20 protein-coding genes are annotated in these 20235 nt (G+C 39.5%); 10 read left to right on the forward strand and 10 right to left on the reverse strand.

Annotation, left to right across the window (positions count from 1 at the left end):
• Window positions 1-42 precede the first annotated feature (42 nt).
• Both AC1M9M_RS13185 and AC1M9M_RS13190 read left to right on the forward strand, forming a co-directional pair.
• Complete coding sequence (locus AC1M9M_RS13185; protein ID WP_092768204.1) at window positions 43-1080, forward strand: type IV pilus twitching motility protein PilT; 1038 nt, start codon at window positions 43-45, stop codon at window positions 1078-1080.
• A gap of 32 nt (window positions 1081-1112) precedes the next feature.
• Window positions 1113-2237 carry a PilT/PilU family type 4a pilus ATPase gene (locus tag AC1M9M_RS13190; RefSeq protein WP_481587875.1) on the forward strand — a complete coding sequence of 375 codons (1125 nt, stop codon included), beginning with the start codon at window positions 1113-1115 and terminating at the stop codon, window positions 2235-2237.
• Between the two features lie 55 nt (window positions 2238-2292).
• On the opposite strand, the gene fur is transcribed toward AC1M9M_RS13190, so the two are convergent.
• The gene (gene fur, locus AC1M9M_RS13195) at window positions 2293-2730 is read right to left on the reverse strand and encodes a ferric iron uptake transcriptional regulator (protein ID WP_035267453.1); all 438 of its coding nucleotides are present in this window, start codon (window positions 2728-2730) and stop codon (window positions 2293-2295) included.
• A 112-nt stretch (window positions 2731-2842) separates the two neighbouring features.
• Between fur and AC1M9M_RS13200 the strand changes: the two genes are divergently transcribed.
• Window positions 2843-3241, forward strand: a complete 399-nt coding sequence (locus tag AC1M9M_RS13200; protein ID WP_092768200.1) for an outer membrane protein assembly factor BamE — start codon at window positions 2843-2845, stop codon at window positions 3239-3241.
• Window positions 3242-3286: 45 nt separating this feature from the next.
• Here AC1M9M_RS13200 and AC1M9M_RS13205 read toward each other — a convergent pair whose 3' ends face one another.
• The 8 genes from AC1M9M_RS13205 to AC1M9M_RS13240 form a co-directional block, all read right to left on the reverse strand.
• Entirely contained in the window at window positions 3287-3610 is a 324-nt protein-coding gene (locus AC1M9M_RS13205; RefSeq protein ID WP_092768198.1) for an RnfH family protein, read from the reverse strand.
• A complete protein-coding gene (locus AC1M9M_RS13210; RefSeq protein WP_481596562.1) occupies window positions 3607-4689 on the reverse strand; it encodes a hypothetical protein in 1083 nt (360 codons plus the stop codon). The genes AC1M9M_RS13205 and AC1M9M_RS13210 overlap by 4 nt, the downstream gene beginning before the upstream one ends.
• Window positions 4690-4798: 109 nt before the next feature.
• Window positions 4799-5647, reverse strand: a complete 849-nt coding sequence (locus AC1M9M_RS13215) for a class II glutamine amidotransferase (RefSeq protein WP_035267429.1) — start codon at window positions 5645-5647, stop codon at window positions 4799-4801.
• 172 nt (window positions 5648-5819) lie between these two features.
• On the reverse strand, window positions 5820-6725 hold the full coding sequence (gene argB / locus AC1M9M_RS13220) for an acetylglutamate kinase (protein ID WP_481587878.1): 906 nt from the start codon (window positions 6723-6725) through the stop codon (window positions 5820-5822).
• Between the two features lie 22 nt (window positions 6726-6747).
• Complete coding sequence (locus AC1M9M_RS13225; RefSeq protein ID WP_481596563.1) at window positions 6748-8172, reverse strand: phosphomannomutase/phosphoglucomutase; 1425 nt, start codon at window positions 8170-8172, stop codon at window positions 6748-6750.
• Between the two features lie 195 nt (window positions 8173-8367).
• Window positions 8368-8820 (reverse strand): dUTP diphosphatase, encoded by a 453-nt coding sequence (dut, locus tag AC1M9M_RS13230; protein ID WP_035267418.1) that lies wholly within the window; start codon window positions 8818-8820, stop codon window positions 8368-8370.
• Between the two features lie 24 nt (window positions 8821-8844).
• Window positions 8845-10884, reverse strand: coding sequence for a UvrD-helicase domain-containing protein (locus AC1M9M_RS13235; protein WP_035267404.1), 2040 nt, complete (start codon window positions 10882-10884; stop codon window positions 8845-8847).
• Between the two features lie 139 nt (window positions 10885-11023).
• On the reverse strand, window positions 11024-11677 hold the full coding sequence (locus tag AC1M9M_RS13240; protein WP_092768184.1) for a YiaD family glycine zipper/OmpA-like lipoprotein: 654 nt from the start codon (window positions 11675-11677) through the stop codon (window positions 11024-11026).
• A gap of 244 nt (window positions 11678-11921) precedes the next feature.
• Here AC1M9M_RS13240 and AC1M9M_RS13245 point away from each other — a divergent pair, with 244 nt between their 5' ends.
• The 6 genes from AC1M9M_RS13245 (at window position 11922) to AC1M9M_RS13270 (ending at window position 16379) form a co-directional block, all read left to right on the forward strand.
• The gene (locus AC1M9M_RS13245; RefSeq protein ID WP_481591899.1) at window positions 11922-12851 is read left to right on the forward strand and encodes an acyltransferase; all 930 of its coding nucleotides are present in this window, start codon (window positions 11922-11924) and stop codon (window positions 12849-12851) included.
• A 35-nt stretch (window positions 12852-12886) separates the two neighbouring features.
• On the forward strand, window positions 12887-13924 hold the full coding sequence (locus AC1M9M_RS13250; protein ID WP_416202018.1) for a preprotein translocase subunit SecA: 1038 nt from the start codon (window positions 12887-12889) through the stop codon (window positions 13922-13924).
• A 116-nt stretch (window positions 13925-14040) separates the two neighbouring features.
• Window positions 14041-14754: a septum site-determining protein MinC gene (minC, locus tag AC1M9M_RS13255; RefSeq protein ID WP_481587882.1), complete on the forward strand. Its 714-nt coding sequence runs from the start codon at window positions 14041-14043 to the stop codon at window positions 14752-14754.
• A 61-nt stretch (window positions 14755-14815) separates the two neighbouring features.
• Entirely contained in the window at window positions 14816-15628 is an 813-nt protein-coding gene (minD, locus tag AC1M9M_RS13260) for a septum site-determining protein MinD (RefSeq protein ID WP_035267390.1), read from the forward strand.
• Between the two features lie 2 nt (window positions 15629-15630).
• Window positions 15631-15903, forward strand: coding sequence for a cell division topological specificity factor MinE (gene minE / locus AC1M9M_RS13265; RefSeq protein WP_035267388.1), 273 nt, complete (start codon window positions 15631-15633; stop codon window positions 15901-15903).
• Between the two features lie 188 nt (window positions 15904-16091).
• Window positions 16092-16379: a PA4642 family protein gene (locus AC1M9M_RS13270; RefSeq protein ID WP_035267385.1), complete on the forward strand. Its 288-nt coding sequence runs from the start codon at window positions 16092-16094 to the stop codon at window positions 16377-16379.
• Window positions 16380-16490: 111 nt separating this feature from the next.
• Here AC1M9M_RS13270 and AC1M9M_RS13275 read toward each other — a convergent pair whose 3' ends face one another.
• On the reverse strand, window positions 16491-18884 hold the full coding sequence (locus AC1M9M_RS13275; RefSeq protein WP_481596564.1) for a YadA-like family protein: 2394 nt from the start codon (window positions 18882-18884) through the stop codon (window positions 16491-16493).
• Between the two features lie 359 nt (window positions 18885-19243).
• Here AC1M9M_RS13275 and AC1M9M_RS13280 point away from each other — a divergent pair, with 359 nt between their 5' ends.
• Window positions 19244-20221 (forward strand): helix-turn-helix transcriptional regulator, encoded by a 978-nt coding sequence (locus AC1M9M_RS13280; protein ID WP_481596565.1) that lies wholly within the window; start codon window positions 19244-19246, stop codon window positions 20219-20221.
• Window positions 20222-20235: the final 14 nt, after the last annotated feature.

The raw sequence follows: 20235 nt of genomic DNA on the forward strand, positions 1-20235 counted from the left end.
TTCTATCAAAATAATTACGATTTTAATGCGTTCGGGGAATTTATGGATATTACAGAATTACTGGCATTTTCAGTGAAAAACGGGGCGTCTGACTTGCACCTTTCTGCAGGAATGCCACCGATGATTCGTGTTGATGGTGAAGTTCGTCGTATTAACTTACCAGCCTTAGAACACAAAGAAGTACACCGCTTAATCTACGACATCATGAATGATAAACAACGTCGCGATTATGAAGAAAAATTAGAAACCGATTTCTCATTTGAAGTACCCGGTGTAGCACGCTTCCGTGTCAACGCATTCAACCAAAATCGTGGCGCTGGCGCGGTATTCCGTACCATTCCTTCTCAAGTGATTTCTATGGAAGACTTGGGCATGGGGCAAATTTTCAAAGACATTTGCGCCTATCCACGAGGAATTGTTTTAGTCACAGGACCAACGGGTTCAGGTAAATCGACTACGCTTGCGGCGATGATGGATTACATTAACGACAACCGTTACGACCATATTTTAACCGTCGAAGATCCAATTGAATTCGTGCACCAATCCAAAAAGTGTTTGATTAACCAGCGTGAAGTGCATCGTGACACACACGGTTTTAATGAGGCGCTACGCTCTGCACTGCGTGAAGATCCAGATATTATTCTCGTCGGTGAAATGCGTGACCTCGAAACCATTCGACTTGCACTTACTGCTGCGGAAACTGGTCACTTGGTGTTTGGAACACTGCATACCACATCTGCCGCAAAAACAATTGACCGTATTATCGACGTGTTTCCTGCCGATGAGAAAGACATGGTTCGTGCCATGCTTTCTGAATCGCTTCAAGCCGTCATCTCTCAAACACTTTTAAAGAAAACAGGTGGCGGTCGGGTAGCTGCTCACGAAATTATGATTGGAATTCCAGCGATTCGAAATCTCATCCGTGAGAACAAAGTTGCACAAATGTATTCTGCAATACAAACCGGTGCAAATTATGGCATGACCACTCTCGATCAAAGTCTCAAAAATCTTGTCGCGAAAGGCATTATTACCCCGCAAGTTGCACGTACTGCGGCTAAACAACCAGAATCATTTTTATAAAAATGGACGTCATTTGATTTAGGGGAATCAAAATGGATTTTAATGACCTGCTCGACATGATGATTGCGCGCAAGGCTTCAGATTTATTTATCAGTGCAGATATTGAACCATCAATGAAAATTAATGGTGAAATTGTGCCTGTAGTTAAAACAAAACTCACTGGTGAAATCATAGGTCAATTGATTCACTCGATTATGAGTGAAAGACAACGAATTGAATTTGCTGCAACACACGAATGTAATTTTGCTATTGCCAATCGTGATAAAACTGCACGTTTTCGTGTAAGTGCTTTTCAGCAACGTGATCAACCTGGCATGGTTTTACGTCGGATTGAAACTGTCATTCCAAGTATTGATGAGCTGAAACTACCGCCCGTCCTTAAAGATCTAGCAATGACTAAGCGCGGGATCATCTTATTTGTAGGTGCTACTGGTACAGGTAAATCGACTTCGCTTGCAGCAATGATCGGTCATCGTAATCAAAATTCTAAAGGTCATATCATTACCATTGAAGACCCAATCGAATTTATTCATCAACATCAAGGCTGTATCATAACTCAACGTGAAGTTGGAATTGATACAGACTCATTTGAAATTGCACTGAAAAACACACTCCGCCAAGCACCTGATGTCATTCTTATTGGTGAAATTCGCTCACGTGAAACCATGAACTATGCGATTAGTTTTGCTGAAACAGGACATTTAGTATTTGCGACCTTACATGCCAATAATGCCAACCAAGCCTTAGATCGTATTATTCATTTCTTTGAGACAGATCGTCACAGCCAACTGTTTATGGACCTCTCACTGAACTTGAAGGCGATCATTGCACAACAGTTAATTGCGACTCCTGATAAAAAATCACGTCATCCTGCAATTGAAATCTTAATCAATTCTCCACTGATTTCAGACTTAGTGCGTAAAGGCGAAGTTCATGAAATTAAGGAAGTCATGAAGCGTTCCCGTGAAATTGGAATGCAGACGTTTGATCAAGCTCTATTTGACTTATATAAAGCTGAGAAAATCACTTATGACGAAGCATTACGTCATGCTGACTCTGCCAACGATTTACGCTTACAAATCAAACTCTCTGAAGAAGATCCAAACTATCTGTTGAATTCTGGCCCCCGCCTCACTTTTGATGGTCAAGATGATTAATCAATAGTGAATAAAAAAGGAGCAATCATTGCTCCTTTTTTAATGCAATCAAGATTTATTTTTTACGGTATGCTTCTTGGCATTCAGGCGCATCGCAATAACCATATAAATTCAAAGAGTGACCTGTTAAAACAAAACCAAGTTGTTCAGCAACATTATGTTGTTCTTGTTCAATCAAATCATTGTGGAATTCAACAACTTTGTTGCAGTTCTGGCAGACCATATGATCGTGGTGATCATCTTGCATGATTTCGAATACAGAGTGATTATTCTCGAAATGATGACGTTGGATAATACCAGCAGCTTCAAACTGAGTTAACACACGATATACAGTTGCTAGACCGACATCTTCGCCCTGCTCAAGTAAGGTCTTATAGATATCTTCCGCGCTCAAATGATGCTGTCTTGAATTTTCTAATAATTCCAAAATCTTGATTCGTGGAAGGGTAACTTTAAGTCCAGCTTTGCGTAAATCTTGATTTGAAATAGGCATATAAAAAGGTCTCTCAACAAATTTTAAGTTGGAATATGCAACAGAGTTGAGATGCAGTATGATCTATCCTTGGATCAATTGCATCATAATTAATTTGGGATAGTGTAGCAAAATGCAAAAAATCATGCTGACGTTATTCGTCGCTTCTTTACTGGGTGGTTGTTCTGTCTTTGGTGTATACAAAGTTGATATTCCTCAAGGAACACCATTAACCCAAGCGCAAGCTTCAAAAATTCAAGTCGGGATGACTTACCAACAAGTTCGTTTTTTACTTGGTAGCCCAACCATTTCAGATCCTTTGAATCCTTTACGTTGGGATTACATCTACAATTATACCCCAGGTACATATGCTAAAAAAGCAAATATTCCTGCAACTCAAGGTCAGCATCTAAAAGTATATTTCGATGGTTCTGGCGTCGTGAATAAAATCGAAGGTTTAGAAACTATCCCAGAAACTCAACCTGGTTTACCAGGTTCGAAAGATGCGATTTTGAACGCGCCACCACTATAAAGAATTAGACATAAAAGAAAACCCCTCAAAGAGGGGTTTTTCATATCATTTCAATTGTTTAAAGCGATTGCCACGACAATAGCGCCCAACTGGATTCGCTGCCGCTCGCTTACGGCGAATATCTTTTGGATTAATCGTTAATGCCCGATAGATTTCCACCCGATCACCTGCTTGCAGAACATGCGATTGATCTTGTACTTTCGTCCCAAAAATTCCAACAGCATACTCGTCTGGCAACTGCGTACACGACGCGATACCACTTTGTGTAATAGCATCCGCAACAGACATGCCTTCCACAAATTCAAGTTCAATGTGAAACTGCTGGTCTACAGCAGCATAAGCAACCCAAACTTTTGCATTTTGGATCATGGTAACAATTGACCTAAGTAAGAAATCATTGCAGCCACAATTGCTAAAGGTGTCACAATACGTACAGCCACACGCCAGATATTATAAAAAGCTTCATTACTAAAATTCAGCGCTTTACGTAAATGACTAATTTTCATGATCCAACCCACGAAAATTGCATAGATTAAACAAATGCTTAATCCCCAAAGCATTAAAATCGGAGTTAAAAATAGATCGGCTGCAGGGAATACCCAAATTAAAAGTGGTGCAAGCAATAAAAAATATTGCACCGCTTGTGCTAATCCACGATGTGCGAGTTGTTCCTTCCCAAGTTGCAGGAGTAAAGCTACTGCAAATATTGTCGCGATTAAAACGATATATGCTGGAATTGCAGCACTAATTGCAAAATATCCAAATCCAGCCACAGCCACCAGTTGCGCTAGCCAAATCGGTAAAGTTTTTGGCGTTGCAGCATCTTGTTTCTCTTGATTGAGATTTGTCTGCCAATATAATCCAAGCCCGAGACCTGAAGCTACTAAAGCGAGAATAGTTGCATTACCCCACTCTTTAAACTCAACAGGAGTCAGCTGCCAATCATTGACTTGGACACCAAAAACCTGAGCCGCGATTAAACTTGCAATCGTTGCAATCGCAGTAAGTACAACCAATACAGAACGTTGAAGAAATGATAAACCAAATGCAATGAATGCTGCGATACCCATCAAAATATTTGAACCAATACCAAAATCATTTTGTTGTGCTACAGCATTAGAAGTATTAAGTAATATACCGCCTGCTAAGAATGGAATAAAAATAACAGCAAGCCAGCCCACTACTCTCCAACGTTGGTTTGCATCGGCTTCACGGGTCAATTTTGATAATGCGTTCAGCGCTGAAGTTTGAGCTCGTTTCGCCAATCCAATTTCTAAATAAATAATTGGCAACGCTAAAAACAACATCGTTGCAAACCAAAGTAACCAAAAATCGAGTTGTCGATCAATTTGCAAGCCTAAGCTTGGTGCCAGACCCACAATAATGATAAATGATAAACAAAATGCCATCAGCGGCGATAACCATCGTGACATAGCGGTGTCCTGCATGAGGTATTCCATTAAAAAGTTTTACGCTATTTTGCCTAGCTCAATCATTAAAATCAAAGTCTGGCGTTAAAAAAGTAAGTGTAGATCTTAGCCACTTCAAATTAAATTTTTAATATTGATCCGCGCGAGTAACACGCTTCAAGCTTGGGTCACGGGCTTCTCTGACCAATCGCTCAACGTGAGTTATTGTACGTAATGTTGGCTTACCATCCTGAAATAAAATCATTTCGCCGGGCGTATATGCAAACCAAGCTTCATTATCTGTTAATGGTTCTGTCGTAATTACAGCCACACGATCTTCAGGTGTCGTGACCTGACTAAAATCGACTTCAACATCAATATCAATTAATCGTGCAGGTTGAAATGGATATTCGCGAACAATCCAGTGTAATTTTGTGGTCGCATAACTATACAAAGCCTGTCCATTTGATAAACAAAAATTGAATGTCCCATGCTCTGCTATTGTTGGTGAAATTTCTTCTAATGCATGAAATACATCGTGGACACTTGGCTCTACATAACCAAACTTTTGTACGAGATGTTCTAATAAATAGCAAAATGCAAGCTCACTATCTGTATTACCTACTGGTGTGAACTGTCCCGACAACCTTGGATGAAAATTATGCAGATCACCATTATGCGCGAAAATCCATTGTCTCCCCCACAATTCACGAATAAATGGATGAGAATTTTCTAAAGTAATTTTTCCCTGTGTTGCTTTACGAATATGGGCAATGACATTACGCGATTTAATCGGGTAATTACGAACGAATTCTGCAATTGGAGACTCGACTGCAGATTGGTTATCAACAAATAAGCGACATGCCTTATCCTCAAAGAAAGCGATGCCAAAACCATCTGAGTGATCTGACGTTATTCCAGCGCGCTGAGAAAAACCACGAAAAGAAAACGTAATATCCGTAGGGGTGGCACAATTCATTCCAAGTAGTTGGCACATAATCTTTCATTTTGCTTTAATTATCAGTTTTATTGTGCATCAGCCTTATAGATCTTGCAAATATGAATATAGCAATTGAATATGTTTTATGCTGGATATATGGGACATAAAACGATTATTCTTATCAAACAAAAAAAGCCACCGAAGTGACTTTTTATTATGTGATTATGAATTAGTGCGCCGACTTAGAACGATTGGTAATCAATGTTCCAACACCGTGATCCGTAAAAATTTCCAACAAAGTCGCATGTGGAACACGACCATCCACAATATGCGCGCTCACTACACCCCCTTTCACCGCATCAAGCGCACATCCCACTTTCGGAATCATACCGCCGTAGATCACACCTGTATCTATCAAGCGATCGACTTCTTGTGTTGTTAGTCCAGTGAGTAGGTTTTTATTCTCATCCAATACACCACTGATATTCGTAAGAAGAATTAACTTTTCTGCACCCAAAGCTTCAGCAACTTTACCAGCAACTAAATCTGCATTGATATTGTAAGTATTACCCTCCTCATCAACACCAAGTGGCGCAATCACTGGAATAAAATCACTTTGAGTGAACATTTCCAGAACGTCAGTTTTTACACCGACCACTTCACCCACTAACCCAAGATCAATTTGTTGAACAGATCCATCCTCTTGGGTTTTTTCCATCAACAACTTTTGAGCACGAATTAAGTTACCGTCTTTACCCGTTAATCCAATTGCACGACCACCATGTTGATTGATCAAATTCACAATAGACTTATTTACACTTCCGCCCAACACCATTTCTACAACTTCCATAGTTGCAGGATCAGTTACACGCATTCCATCAATACGGTCTGATTCACGCCCAAGTTGTTTCAAAAATGAATCGACTTGAGGACCACCACCATGAACCACAACCGGATTAAGACCAACTGTTTTCAGAAGCACGATATCACGGGCAAACGAACTTTCTAATGCAGGATCAGTCATTGCATTGCCGCCATATTTCACTACAAGTGTTTTACCTGTAAATCTTTGGATGTATGGCAAAGCTTCTGTCAAAATTTGAGCTTTGTCGATGCCAGTTTGTTGGTGTGGCATTCGCCTCTCCTTCATTCCTACATTAGTGTGCATTCAAAATACTTTGAGCAAGCACAGGATATTTTTCATTTAAAATTCTTACAAAATGCTGGCGAATTTCATAAAGTTTTGATGGACTATCTGCATCAAACCGTACCGTGAAGTATTCACCAGTATTTGATGCTCGCATAATGCCAAATCCGTAGTCAAAATCAAGGCGAATACCATCGATTTTACTCATTTTAGCCCCAGTACTTTTACAATTCTGCTCTATCAAGGCTAGGACGTCTTGCGGAGTTGCATCTTGAGTTTCAATATAGGTATCTTCAGTACCAAAGCGATCTGGGAATTGAGCGAGATATTCAGATAGCGTGATATTAAGTTGACTCAATGCCTCCATGACCCGTAATGCTGCATAGATACCATCATCGTAACCAAAACCACGACCATCATTGAAGACATAATGACCCGCATATTCTCCCCCAAAAACAGCTCGACCTTTGGATTGGGAAATATAACGGCGCATGAAACTGCTGCCAGTACGAATCATTTTTGCGATGCCTTGTAATTGTTCAATGGTTTTTGACACCATCGTTGAACATTTTACGTCATAAACAATTTCATGATGTGGATGCTGAGTTAAACACAATGATGCGAATAATGCCAACAAGCGATCAGCAGACACAATGTGAGCATTCTCATCCAGAATGACGGCACGATCACCATCACCATCGAGAGCAATCCCTAAATCCGCCTGATGCAACAAAATTTTTTCTTTTAACTGCGTCAAATGCTTCGCTTGTGAAGGGTCTGGAGGATGATCTGGAAACTCTCCATTTTCACAACAACGTATTGAAATGACTTCGCATCCCATTTTTTGTAGTACTAAATCAGCACAACGCCCAGCGGCACCATGCATACCATCTAATACAACCTTGAGTGGACGCTTTAATTGAATATCCTTGAGCAAAGCATGCTGATAAGCCAAGCAATACTCTGATTTAATCTGATGTGTCAGTTGAGGTGGCGTTGGAAAGTGATCATGTTGAAAATAGAAACCTTCCGCATATTCCCCAACATTTTGAATCATGTCTGGACAAGGCGGTTCGTATTCAATAATCCATTTAATCCCATTATCATGTTTAGGATTATGACTCGCGGTCACCATGATGCCATTTCCATTTTTATGTCGAGCAGCAAAATACATTTGTGGGGTTGAACAACATCCAATGTTTTCGACATTCATCCCTTGGTTTTTGAAGACTGATTCAATAATCCAAGCAAAAGTAGGACCAGTCAATCGAGCATCGTAACCTAGCACAATACTTTTCTGGCCACGTGATTGATACTGAGCAGCGAGCCCATGCGCAATCGCATAAATTGTTCTTGTATCCAATTGACTGACTTTTCCGCGAATATCATAAGCGCGGAAAATTTGTCTTGGAAAAATAAGTGGTTGGGTATTCATTCTTAATTAACACCGTTGACTGCTGAGACAGAACAGCGTGATGAGAGTTGATCCAAATAAATTTTGAATATATTGAGTAATAGAAAATATCGTTATTCTTTATATAACGTGTACCAATTTCAATTTATATAATCTTTGTTAATATTTTGCAACATATAAATAAAAGCCTGATTTTACAGGCTTTTATCCAAAATACTATTGTTTTCCAGTGTGTCCGAATCCACCAGCTCCTCGCTCACTTGCCTTGAATTCGTCAACTAAATCAAATTCAGCTTGTAAAACAGGAACCAATACGTATTGAGCCAATCGCTCACCCGGCTCTAATGTAAATGCATTTTGACTGCGGTTCCAAACTGAAACCATTAATTCACCTTGATAATCTGAATCAATTAGACCGACGAGATTTCCTAATACAATCCCGTGTTTATGACCTAAGCCAGAACGAGGCAAAATCAAACCCGCATAACTTGGGTCTTCGATATAAATTGCCATACCTGTTTTAACTAAAACAGTCTGACCAGGCTCAATAGTGATCGCTTCATCTACACATGCACGTAAATCTAAACCTGCCGATCCTGTTGTTGCATAAGTAGGTAATGGCCATTCTTGACCAAGTCGTTGGTCGAGTACTTTCACTTGAACTTTCATATTCAATCCTGTTTTAAAATGTAATTAACGTTTGAGTAAAGCTTTCAGATTTTGCAGATAATGCTGTGCCTGTAATTTTGGATCGATATTTTCAGCCAATTTCTTTTTTCGACCTAGCCAATCGACTTCATCTTGTGGCAATTCATCCAAGAAGCGACTTGGTGTCATTTGTTTCATCTGACCGCCATTTTTACGCTGTTCTGCAAGCGTCAAAGTCAGACCTTGTTTGGCACGGGTAATACCAACGTACATCAGTCGACGTTCTTCTTCGATGGTATCAGCCACAATTGAATTCTTGTGCGGAAGCAACTCTTCCTCAAGCCCCATAATATAAACGAATGGGAATTCCAGGCCTTTAGAAGCATGCAAAGTCAGTAAGTTTACTTTATCGATATCTTCATCTTCTTGCTGTTGCTCCAACATATCCAGCAACACCATCTTACGAATGACACTTTCGATATTTTTTTCATCGACATCTTCAGCACGATTGATCAAACTTTGAATACTGCTATAAAGCACTTCAATATTGTCAATTTTAGTTTTTTCTTGTGCTGGCGTCGCTGCCGTTTCTTTGATGTAGTCGATATATCCTGCCTCAACCATCATTTGGCGGACTTTAGGCACAGGTTCATCATCATCTAACAGTTCACGCGTAAAACCTTCGATAAAATCAGCAAACTCAGCCAATTGAGATGTCGCCTTCTTCGGTAATACCATACTTAGGCGCTGATCATTCGCGGCACCTAGTAGAGAAAGATTATTCTCTTGCGCAAATAAACCTAGTTTTTCTAAAGTCACAGGTCCTATGGCGCGTTTAGGTGTGTTGATAATCCGTAAGAAAGCACTGTCATCTTCAGGATTAATAATGAGACGTAGATAGCTCATAATATCCTTGATTTCAGCACGACCAAAGAACGACTGACCACCAGAAAGTTTGTAAGGAATCTGCATCTGACGAAGTTGTGTTTCTAAAACACGTGCTTGGAAGTTTCCACGGTATAACACGGCGTAATCTTTCCAATTTTTGCCATTCATCAATTTATGAGTCAGCAAATCTTTAACAACACGTTCCGCTTCATCATCATCATTACGACAAGTAATAATACGGATCACCTCACCATGTCCTTTATCACTCCACAATTTTTTATCAAAAATATGTGGGTTATTCTCAATCACATGGTTTGCAGCTTTTAAAATACGACTGGTTGAACGATAGTTTTGCTCAAGCTTAATGACTTTTAAATTGGGGAAATCTTCCTTCAATAAGGCCATATTTTCTGGCTTTGCCCCCCGCCAAGCATAAATTGATTGGTCATCATCCCCTACAGCCGTAAATTGTCCCATGACACCAACAAGCAGTTTGACCAAGATATATTGGGCGGTATTGGTATCTTGATATTCATCAACCAATAAATAACGTACACGGTTTTGCCATTTATCACGGACTTCAGCATTTTCTTGAAGAAGGCGTGTCGGCATTACGATTAAATCGTCAAAATCGACCGCATTATAGGCACGTAAATTACGCTCATAAAGTTGATAGAGATGCGCAAATTGAACATCTTCAGCCGTTTCACAAGTCGTATGTGCTTGCTCAGGCAAAATTAGATCGTTTTTCCAATCTGAGATCATCTTCATCGCTTTTGCGATCAGCTCTTTACTTTCTGCACCAGACAAATTATCTCGGTGCATTAAATCCATTAAAATACGCTTACAGTCATCAGCATCTAAAATGGAAAAGTTTGCTTTAAGTGGCGTATGTTTTAATTCTAGTCTTAATAAATTCAAACCAAAGGTGTGAAAGGTAGAAACAGATAAACCCTTTCCATCCTCTTTACCAAGCAATTTACCGACACGCTCTTTCATCTCTCGTGCAGCTTTGTTGGTAAAAGTCATCGCAGTAATACGATGTGCTGGTATACCGCATTTTTTGACTAAATATGCAATTTTCTGTGTGATTACAGAGGTCTTACCTGAGCCTGCCCCAGCAAGTACTAACAAGGGTCCTTGAGTGTATTTCATGGCTTCAAGTTGCTTGTCGTTCAAATGACTGGCTGATGACATATTCTTTCCTCTTTTCCTTCAGCGCTCGATTATAGTCATCTGCTTCGAATATGACTAACGTTAAATTTAATGAAGGTATATTTGAATAAATTTCAGACATAAAAAAACCACCCGAAGGTGGCTTTTTTCAGATCATGTATTATTGAACTGCGTAAACAGCAATCTCTACACGACGGTTTTGTTCTTTACCTGCTGCAGTTGTGTTATCAGCAATTGGGTTTGAAGAACCTAAACCTTGAGCATTAATACGTGCTGTAGAAACACCCTTAGATGCTAAATAGCTAGCGACAGATTGAGCACGTGCTTGTGACAATGGGATGTTAATCGCATCATTACCTGAACTATCAGTATAACCAGTTACAAGGATACCGCTCTTGTTGTCTTCAGTTAAAACTTGTGCAACACGGTTTAAAGTGTCATAGAAGTTTGGCTTGATATTTGATTTATTTGTATCAAACGTGATAGCACCTGGCATTACTAAGTTAATAGAGCCATCTGGATTACGGTTTACATCAATACCTGTACCAGCAGTTGCTTGGCGTAATTTTTTCTCTTTATTGTCGAGATATACGCCTGCAGCACCACCTAATACAGCACCAATCGCTGCTGCACGGTTATTTTGACGGCTAGTGTTCGCATTACCTTTAGAAACACCGTAACCAGCTGCTGCACCAATTAAAGCACCCAATGCAGTTTTGTCATACTCGACGCCACCAATATTGTTACCAGTTGTTTGACAACCAGAAAGTACCATTGCCCCAACCACTGCAGCTGAAATAGCTAATGCACGCATGGGATGACTCCTTTTATATGTTTTTGTATGTGATGAATAATGATTTGTTAGAAACAATTTAACCATTACTATTTTGTTAATAATAAACAGTTTATTAACAATATGTAATCTTTTGTAGCATCTTTCGTTAATGCTTCATCATATTTTATACATAGTTAAGAAAACGGGCTTTGTGATTTGAGCGACTCGATTTATAGTGTTTTAAAAATTTCAATCACATGCAATCACTTTTTAGGACTGTGCAATGGCAGCAGAGAAGCAGAAACAACCTATTTTAAAAAAAATTTCTAAGGGTTTAACCGTAGGTTCTGTGATCACAGGAAGTACATTTTTTCGTGGCCCACCTATTCTTGCATTAGGTTTGACTAAACTCGTAAAAAAATCATCAAAAATCGATGAAACCAATATCAATATCGCCAATGGTTGGATTGGTACGAATAACTGGCTCATTGAAAAAGTTCTCCCTGAGCTTAAATGGCACATCACGATTGATGAAGATCTAGATCTCAATCTACAAGGTCGTTACATCATGACCTGTAATCACCAAAGCTGGGTGGATACAACTGTTACTCAATATTTTGGTCTTAAACGTATGCCGCTCACACGTTTTTTTACGAAATGGGAACTCATTTTTATTCCTTTTGTTGGGCAAGCATTCAAGATCCTTGGTTTTCCTATGATGAAACGTCATACCAAAGCGCAAATCGAAAAAAATCCTGCGCTGAAATATCGTGATATGGAAGAAGCGCGTAAATCGTGTGAACAACTGCTCAGCCAACCTTTTACCTTATTAAATTATTTAGAAGGTACACGCTATACCCCTGAAAAACACGCCCAACAAAAATCTCCGTATAAAAATTTACTTAGGCCCAAAGCAGGTGGTTTAGCACTTGCCCTAAACATTCTAGGAAGTGAAATTGATGCGCTAGTCGATATGACCATTGTCTATCCAGATGGTGTGCCAGGTTATGGAGATTTTTGGTTAGGAGAAGTTTCTCAAATCGCCGTGAATTTAAGAAAAATTGAAATTCCTGCTTGGGTGCATGGCGGCAATTATGAGGATGATGCCGACTATCGCGCTCGTTTCCAAAAATGGGTTGATGAGCTTTGGACAGAAAAAGATCAGTTAATTACACAGTTAAAACAACAGCTTCAAACTGAATCTGTAAATTAAGCTGTCCTCAGAATGTATTGCATATGACAGAACGCATGACTAATTCTCGAAAAACTTTCCGTCCACAGCGTCACGATACGTTATTTTGGAAGATGTTCCTGATTTATGACATCTTTATGATGCTCATTATTTTAGTCAATTTGTTTTGTCTATGTGCCAATGCATTTTTAATGAGTAATTTTGGCTCATGGGTATTTGACACGGTTCAATTACCTCAAATTCTGGAGTTTTATAAATCCGAGCTTCACCCATGGGTCATCATTACTGAAAGTTGGTTTATCACATTTTTAATTGTTGAACTCGCTGTAAGATGGCTGATTGCAATCGTCAATAAACATCATCAGCGTTGGTTTTTCTTTCCCTTCATTCATTGGTATGAAATATTAGCTATTATCCCTTACCTTCGCTTTTTACGTTTAATTCGCGTCGGAGTGATTGCCTATAGACTGCATGAGCTAGGCTATAAAGTCATACCTAATAAATGGTTCAGACGTCTTAATTTTTACTATAACGTGATCATGGAAGAGCTCTCTGATCGTGTGGTGATTACTGTCATTGATAGTGTAAAAAAAGAGTTAGACACTAGCTCAACCCATAAAAAAATCATTCATGATCTGGTGAATCACCATCGAGACATGTTTGCCACGACATTAGCGCAAGTCTTACAAGAATCTTTAGCAACCGAATTAAAACTTCAAAAAGATAATATCTCGCAAGGCGTTGGTCACATTGTCATTAAAGCAATTGAAGACACACCAGAGCTAACACAGCTCTTAAAGCTGATTCCATTGGTGGGTGGTCGTATAGAACAGCAAATCCACAACATTGGTCAACGATTAGGTGAAAATATTACCGACGGTTTAGTTGAACCTTTTATTTCTGGAACCATTGATAAACCGAATGCGCATTATCAACTCATTGCTGAAAAAATTAGCCAGCTCAATATTGATAATCATGCATTAGAACAACTCGTTGAATCTGTCGTTTATGAAAGTCTTGAGTCTTTAAGAAAACAGGTGGCAGTAAAACAATGGCAAATAGAGTTATCAAAAAACAATCAAGTCAAGGAATGATCATTTCTCTATTAATTTAATATATCCGCTAGAGAATTCTTGAGAATTGAACTAGCATTTGCACAATTAACAATTTTTACTTCGATTATAAAGCGCGAAGCAAGCAAGGAATGAATATGGCAGATATTCGGATTACCGGTAGAATGGTGAATTTTACCCGAATTACCTTTGACACCAATGATCATAATGTTATCCGCCAACAATTAAGTGCCATGATGAGTGAAACCTCTTATGAAGGTGCGCTTGTCATTCTAGACACAACCGTTGAACAAGAACTCATTGGACTCATTCAATTGGTCATCAGTTTAGGGTTACAGCCAATGGCTGTCGTTGATGGTTTAATGGGTGATGAAGCACGTGCGATCCAATTCCCAGTTCTTGCGGCTGATCGTCCTTTGCAGCGCATCAAAGCAACAAAAGAACAAGTGGTAGAAGCTCCAGCAAATACCCCTGAAGCTGAGAAGGCTCCAACACACATAGCTCCTGCAACCACACATAAAACTTCGTATCACAATGAAGTGCTTAGAACAGGACAATGTCTGGTACAAGATCACGGCGATATTATTTTAACTGCTGGAATTAATAGTGGCTCTGAAATCATCGCTTCAGGAAATATACATATTTATGGCTCTGCTCGTGGTAGAGTCATCGCCGGCGCCGGTGGCAATACAGCAGCACGAATTTTCTGTCATGTTTTAGAAGCTGAATTAGTATCTATCGCAGGAACATATTGTGTTGCAGATGATATTCCACCACATATGCTAAAAAAGTCAGTACATATCTATTTAAATGATGCTCAAGAGCTTGTCTTTGAAGCACTCGAATTTTAATGTATAACTAAACATGAGAACCCCTATAGTATTGGGGATAAACATAACAGGAGTGGATTCGGTGGCGAAAATTGTTGTCGTAACATCAGGTAAAGGTGGCGTAGGTAAAACAACTACCAGTGCATCTTTTGCAACAGGTTTAGCCCTTCGTGGCCACAAAACTGTTGTAATCGATTTTGACGTAGGTTTACGTAACCTCGACCTTATCATGGGTTGTGAGCGTCGTGTTGTTTATGATTTTGTGAATGTATTAAATAACGAAGCGAGATTACAACAAGCACTTATTCGCGATAAAGAAATCGAAAATCTATATATTTTACCTGCATCACAAACCCGTGATAAAGATGCGTTAACCGATGAAGGTGTTGCACGTGTTATGGACGAACTTTCTCAAGAGTTCGACTACATCATTTGTGACTCTCCTGCAGGTATTGAACGTGGTGCGATTTTAGCAATGTACCATGCTGATGAAGCAATCATTGTAACGAACCCTGAAATTTCATCTGTCCGAGATTCCGACCGTATTATTGGTATGTTGGACAGTAAAACGAAGAAAGTAGAAAATAACGAAGGTCGTATTCGTAAGCATCTTTGTATCACACGCTTCAACCCTGAACGTGCTGATAAGCAAGAAATGTTAACAGTCGATGATATTTCTAAAGATATCCTTCGCGTGCCAACGCTCGGTGTAATTCCTGAATGTAAAAGCGTGTTACAAGCTTCGAATGAAGGTAAGCCTGTTATTCTTTATACTGAAGAAGCAGCTGGACAAGCTTATGACGATCTTGTTGCACGCTTCCTTGGTGAAGAACGTCCATATCGTCACATCTCTGTGAAGCCGAAAGGCTGGTTAGCACGTTTATTTGGAGCATAAAGATGGCAGGATTCTGGAGTAAACTTTTTAGTAGTGATGACAAACCATCAAGTGCACAAACAGCTAAAGATCGCTTAAAAGTTATCGTGGCATCTGAAAATGGTCTAGGTAAGCGTTTAAGCCAAGATAAAATTGATTTAATGAAAAAAGAAATCATGCAAGTTGTGAATCGTTATGTGCGTGGTGTAGATGAACAGCATATACAAATGTCGGTTCGCTCAGAAGCAAATATCGAAATGCTAGAAATGAATATCAATTTGCCTGAAGAACGTTAATCTGATTTTTGATTAGTCAAGCAAATTGAATCAGGGCAAAATATGAGAGTGGCAGAAATAGGCTATTAGCTATATTCCGCCCACTTGAAGCAGAGCTTCAAGTCTTGCGACTAGACAAAGCAGTGCTTCGCTCATCTAGTCTCATATTTTGCCCTTTTTTATTGATTAAAAATACCAAGGAGATTGTGATGGCATTATCACAGCCAGCCACGTTCAATGAAGAATGGTCAGACGAGCGTGTTTTTGCCTATTTAAATCAGTTACCTCCTGAAGGTGTAAACGCTGATTTTCATGTTCTCTATCATGCTTTTAAACATATGCGTGCTAATGACTATGAGCGTTTACTCACTAAATTTATAGCAGATGGTCGAGATCTTAACGCTCAAAATCCTGAAGGCAAACGTATTCATGATGTGATCGCAGAATTCCCACGCCAAAGTGCAGAATTCCTTGCTGTTTTAGCAAAATTTGCCTAAAAACAGATAAAAAAGCCTGCTTGAGCAGGCTTTTTTGATTTAAATCTATCTTATACCTGTTAAAAAATAGTTTCGTATTAAGGTTACTTATACGTTTGGGTGAAACTTAGATTATTTCCATTGCCAACCCAATGCAATAGCACCACCAACATCACCTTGTGAACTTGCGGTTCCAGATGCTTTATAGACAAAGCGATTCGTTTCAGAAACCCCACTAAATCCAATGGCAATACCTTGCTCACCATCCCATGTACCAGCAGCTGCACTGAACATACTTGCACCAGCATAAGTTGGCTGGGGTAATGAAGCGACAGCCAAAGACGCTGCAATAGCTGCTCGAGTGTCACGTCGTTCATCGGCAAAACTCTGTTCTAAAGCATTTACACGTCGACTAGTATACTCATTGGCCTGATTCAATATTTCATTGGTTCGTATATTCGTATATTCCTGTGCATCGCTCAAAACTTGCTGATCTGCTTGACGCATTTGTTTTACATTGACTGCGTCTGTATCCGCTGTACCTGCTGCCACATTAACAATTTGGCGCTGTTGCGTAGAGGTACCCACTGAAACCGTATTGTCCCGATCGGTAGACGAAGCATTTCCTAAAAGAACAGCATTATTTGCGTCAGACGTTATATTATTCCCAAGAGCTACAGTACTATTTCCTGAAATATTGTTGAAATTACCAACTGAATGCGTATTTTCACCCGTAACCGTATTGTGATTTCCTAAAGCTGTTGCATGTTCACCAGCGACTTGTGATTCAGCCCCAATTACAATACTCTCACGACCCGATGCTACTGATGAACTTCCGATTGCAAGAGCATCTTCACCTGTTGCATTTGGTAATATTGCATTTTCACTAGGATTTGTTCCAACAGATATTGCGACAGTTCCACCACTAGCCAAAGACGTTAGCCACTGTTGTTCGGTGCCATTAAAGCCATTTTGTACAGCAATCTCAAAAGCACTAAAACCTTGATCACCTTTGTCACCTTTTAAGCCTTGAAGTCCTTGATCACCTTTATCGCCCTTGTCGCCTTTTAAGCCTTGAAGTCCTTGATCACCTTGATCTCCCTTATCACCTTTCAATCCTTGAGGACCTTGGTTACCTTTATCTCCTTTGAGTGACGTCAGCCAATCTTGCTCTGTTCCTACAAATCCATTATTCACCGCCACTTGGTAAGCACTATCACCTTGTGGTCCTACACCGCCACCAGGTCCACCGCTTGCACCTGGTATACCTTGATCCCCTTTGTCACCTTTCAACCCTTGTGGACCTTGATCACCTTTATCTCCCTTATCGCCTTTTTCACCTTTTAATGATGTAAGCCAATCTGTTTCAGAGCCCTCAAATCCATTACTCACAGCAACCTCGTACGCACTTGGTCCAGCTGGTCCAGTGGTACCTGTACCTGTTTCACCACCAACACCATTATTTTCGAGTGCAGACACTCGGTCTTTTAACGCTGTAAATTCAATATCAATCCCTCTAATTGTTTGATTTACGTTTTGGTATGTAGAGCCTTGCATTTCAAATGAAAGGGGCATCACACTCCCCTGAAACATAGTCACCCCAGTACCCAGAATTCTTTGTAAACTGGCTGTCAATTGATCAACATTAATAGCATCATGAGTATCTAATCCCCATGCTAAGTTCATGATTCGGCGTTTTAATTGATCACTACCGACTGAAATAACATTCTCTCGATCTGCAACCGATGCACTACCTAAAGCAACAGAGTTGCTCGCATAAACCTGACTCAGCTCACCAATCGCGACTGACTCTCTTACGGATGTATAATTTGGTCCTGGTCGAATAATAATAGAACCACCGACAGCCACATTAGTGTGACCTTGCACATTACTGTTGGAGGCAAATATATGAGAACTCGTCGCACCAACCTCATTAAATCCACCAAAAATCATCGAGCCATTAGTGTTGACGTCGTGAATATTATTCATACCAACAACAACAGATTTTACAGACGAGTTTAAATTTGAAATACCTATAGAGATACCCCCTTCAGCAGTATTTGAACTACCGATCGCAATACTCCCTTCCCCCTTAACCACTTGATTATTACCAATGGCAATATTACTTGTATGATGCGTTGTGTTTTGATTTCCAATGACCACATTATTTTGCGTTGTCGTTACAGCGTTTGGTGTCACCGTATTATTCAAACCAAAAACAGTATGATTCATCCCAATATTGACGTTATTGCTTTGTCCCATAACCACACTGTTCGGTGCAACCACTGAGTTATTTTCACCACAGATGAAAGATGTAGTGTCTGAATTCGTCGCTGTGCCTGTTGAACCCTCACATTCATCAGCTTGCACCTGACTCGTCATTGCGGTTAATGCCCCAATTAAAATCAGATAACCTGTCGTCATTCCAATATTTTTTAAAGATTGTGTAAAACGTGTACGTCCAAGTTCCCCTGTTACGACTAATTTTCCATTACGATTACGGATAACTCGGTATATATGGTTCATGTAATTCCCCTTAGTTTTTGACATGATCATGTCACTTGCAGGTTTTCCATAGTTTGCAAGAAAGACCTTTTATAATGAGGAAAATCAAACCATAAAGCTGATAATCTAGAAGCCCCCCTTTAAGGGGGGATGAAAAAAATATTTTTGTGAAAAAATGATTAATATTTACTTTTTTATCTCAATTTTTTTAAAAAAATCTATAATTTGAATTTGTTATAATCAAAACAGTTCAATCGAAGATGAATTCAATAAGTTTTCGTAAAAGTGATCGAACAAGGCTCGGCACCCTCCATCGCCTGAGAAATCTTTGCTGTACTCAACTTCCGCTCCTTACCATTGCGCCCAGTATTTTTGACTATTTGAATTTTTTGATTCCACATGATGCCTACGGTATGGCACTGACCTATCCAAATGGTGAACCTTATATACTGTATTACAAAAATCTTAACCCTCAGTCGATGAGGTATGTCCAAGAAAATACTGAATTATTCTTAAACTTAAAAACCGAAAGCCATATCCGCTGGCTCAACTGCCCTATGTTACCCAAAGTCGGAAATCTTTTACGCCCAGATGATCCGTATTTTCATAGCTTAACCTACCAGATGATTGTGCGCCAAAGCGGTCTTCACCATACACTAGATCTAAGATTAGAACGCAATCATATTCCTGCAGGAGGTATTACCCTCTATAGGCGTATGTCACACCCCTTCCAATTACAAGATCATCATTTATTAGAACAAGCTGGTGTCTATATCGAATATGCGCTTAACAATCAAATGGAGGATGGCGACGATGTAATTGAATCAGATCAAGCGTTGTTAATCGTGAATTCTCAAAATGATTTAGTCATGATGACTGATGCTGCAAAGGATTTACTGAATCTATTCCCGATACATTATGAATTTTGGGAACCATATAAAGCGTTGCCAAAATCATGCTATCAAGTCATCAATGAGCTTAAATATGGGCAACAAATCCCCAAGCTTAGTTTGACCATTCCTAATGGAATATTAACCCTTCGTGCTGAATGGTTAAGTAGTCAAAATACAACCGATACAAATATCGCCTTATACTTAAAGCGCTCATTACCACGCTCCCTCATTATTTTAAAAAAACTAGAAGCACTTGATCTATCACCCCGAGAATGCCAAGTGGCTTTTTCGTTAATTACAGGCATGAATAAAAGTGAAATTTTACAAAAATTATCCATTAGCCCTGCGGTATTTAAAGATTGTGTCAAGTCAGTTTATCAAAGCTTGAATGTTCACTCTGTGAGTGAACTGATCACATTTGCCAGCCAATGGACTACCCCCAAAAACAACACTTTTTTGAGTTAAATAAAAAAAGCAAC

It is taken from the genome of Acinetobacter sp. ANC_7503, assembly GCF_056780035.1.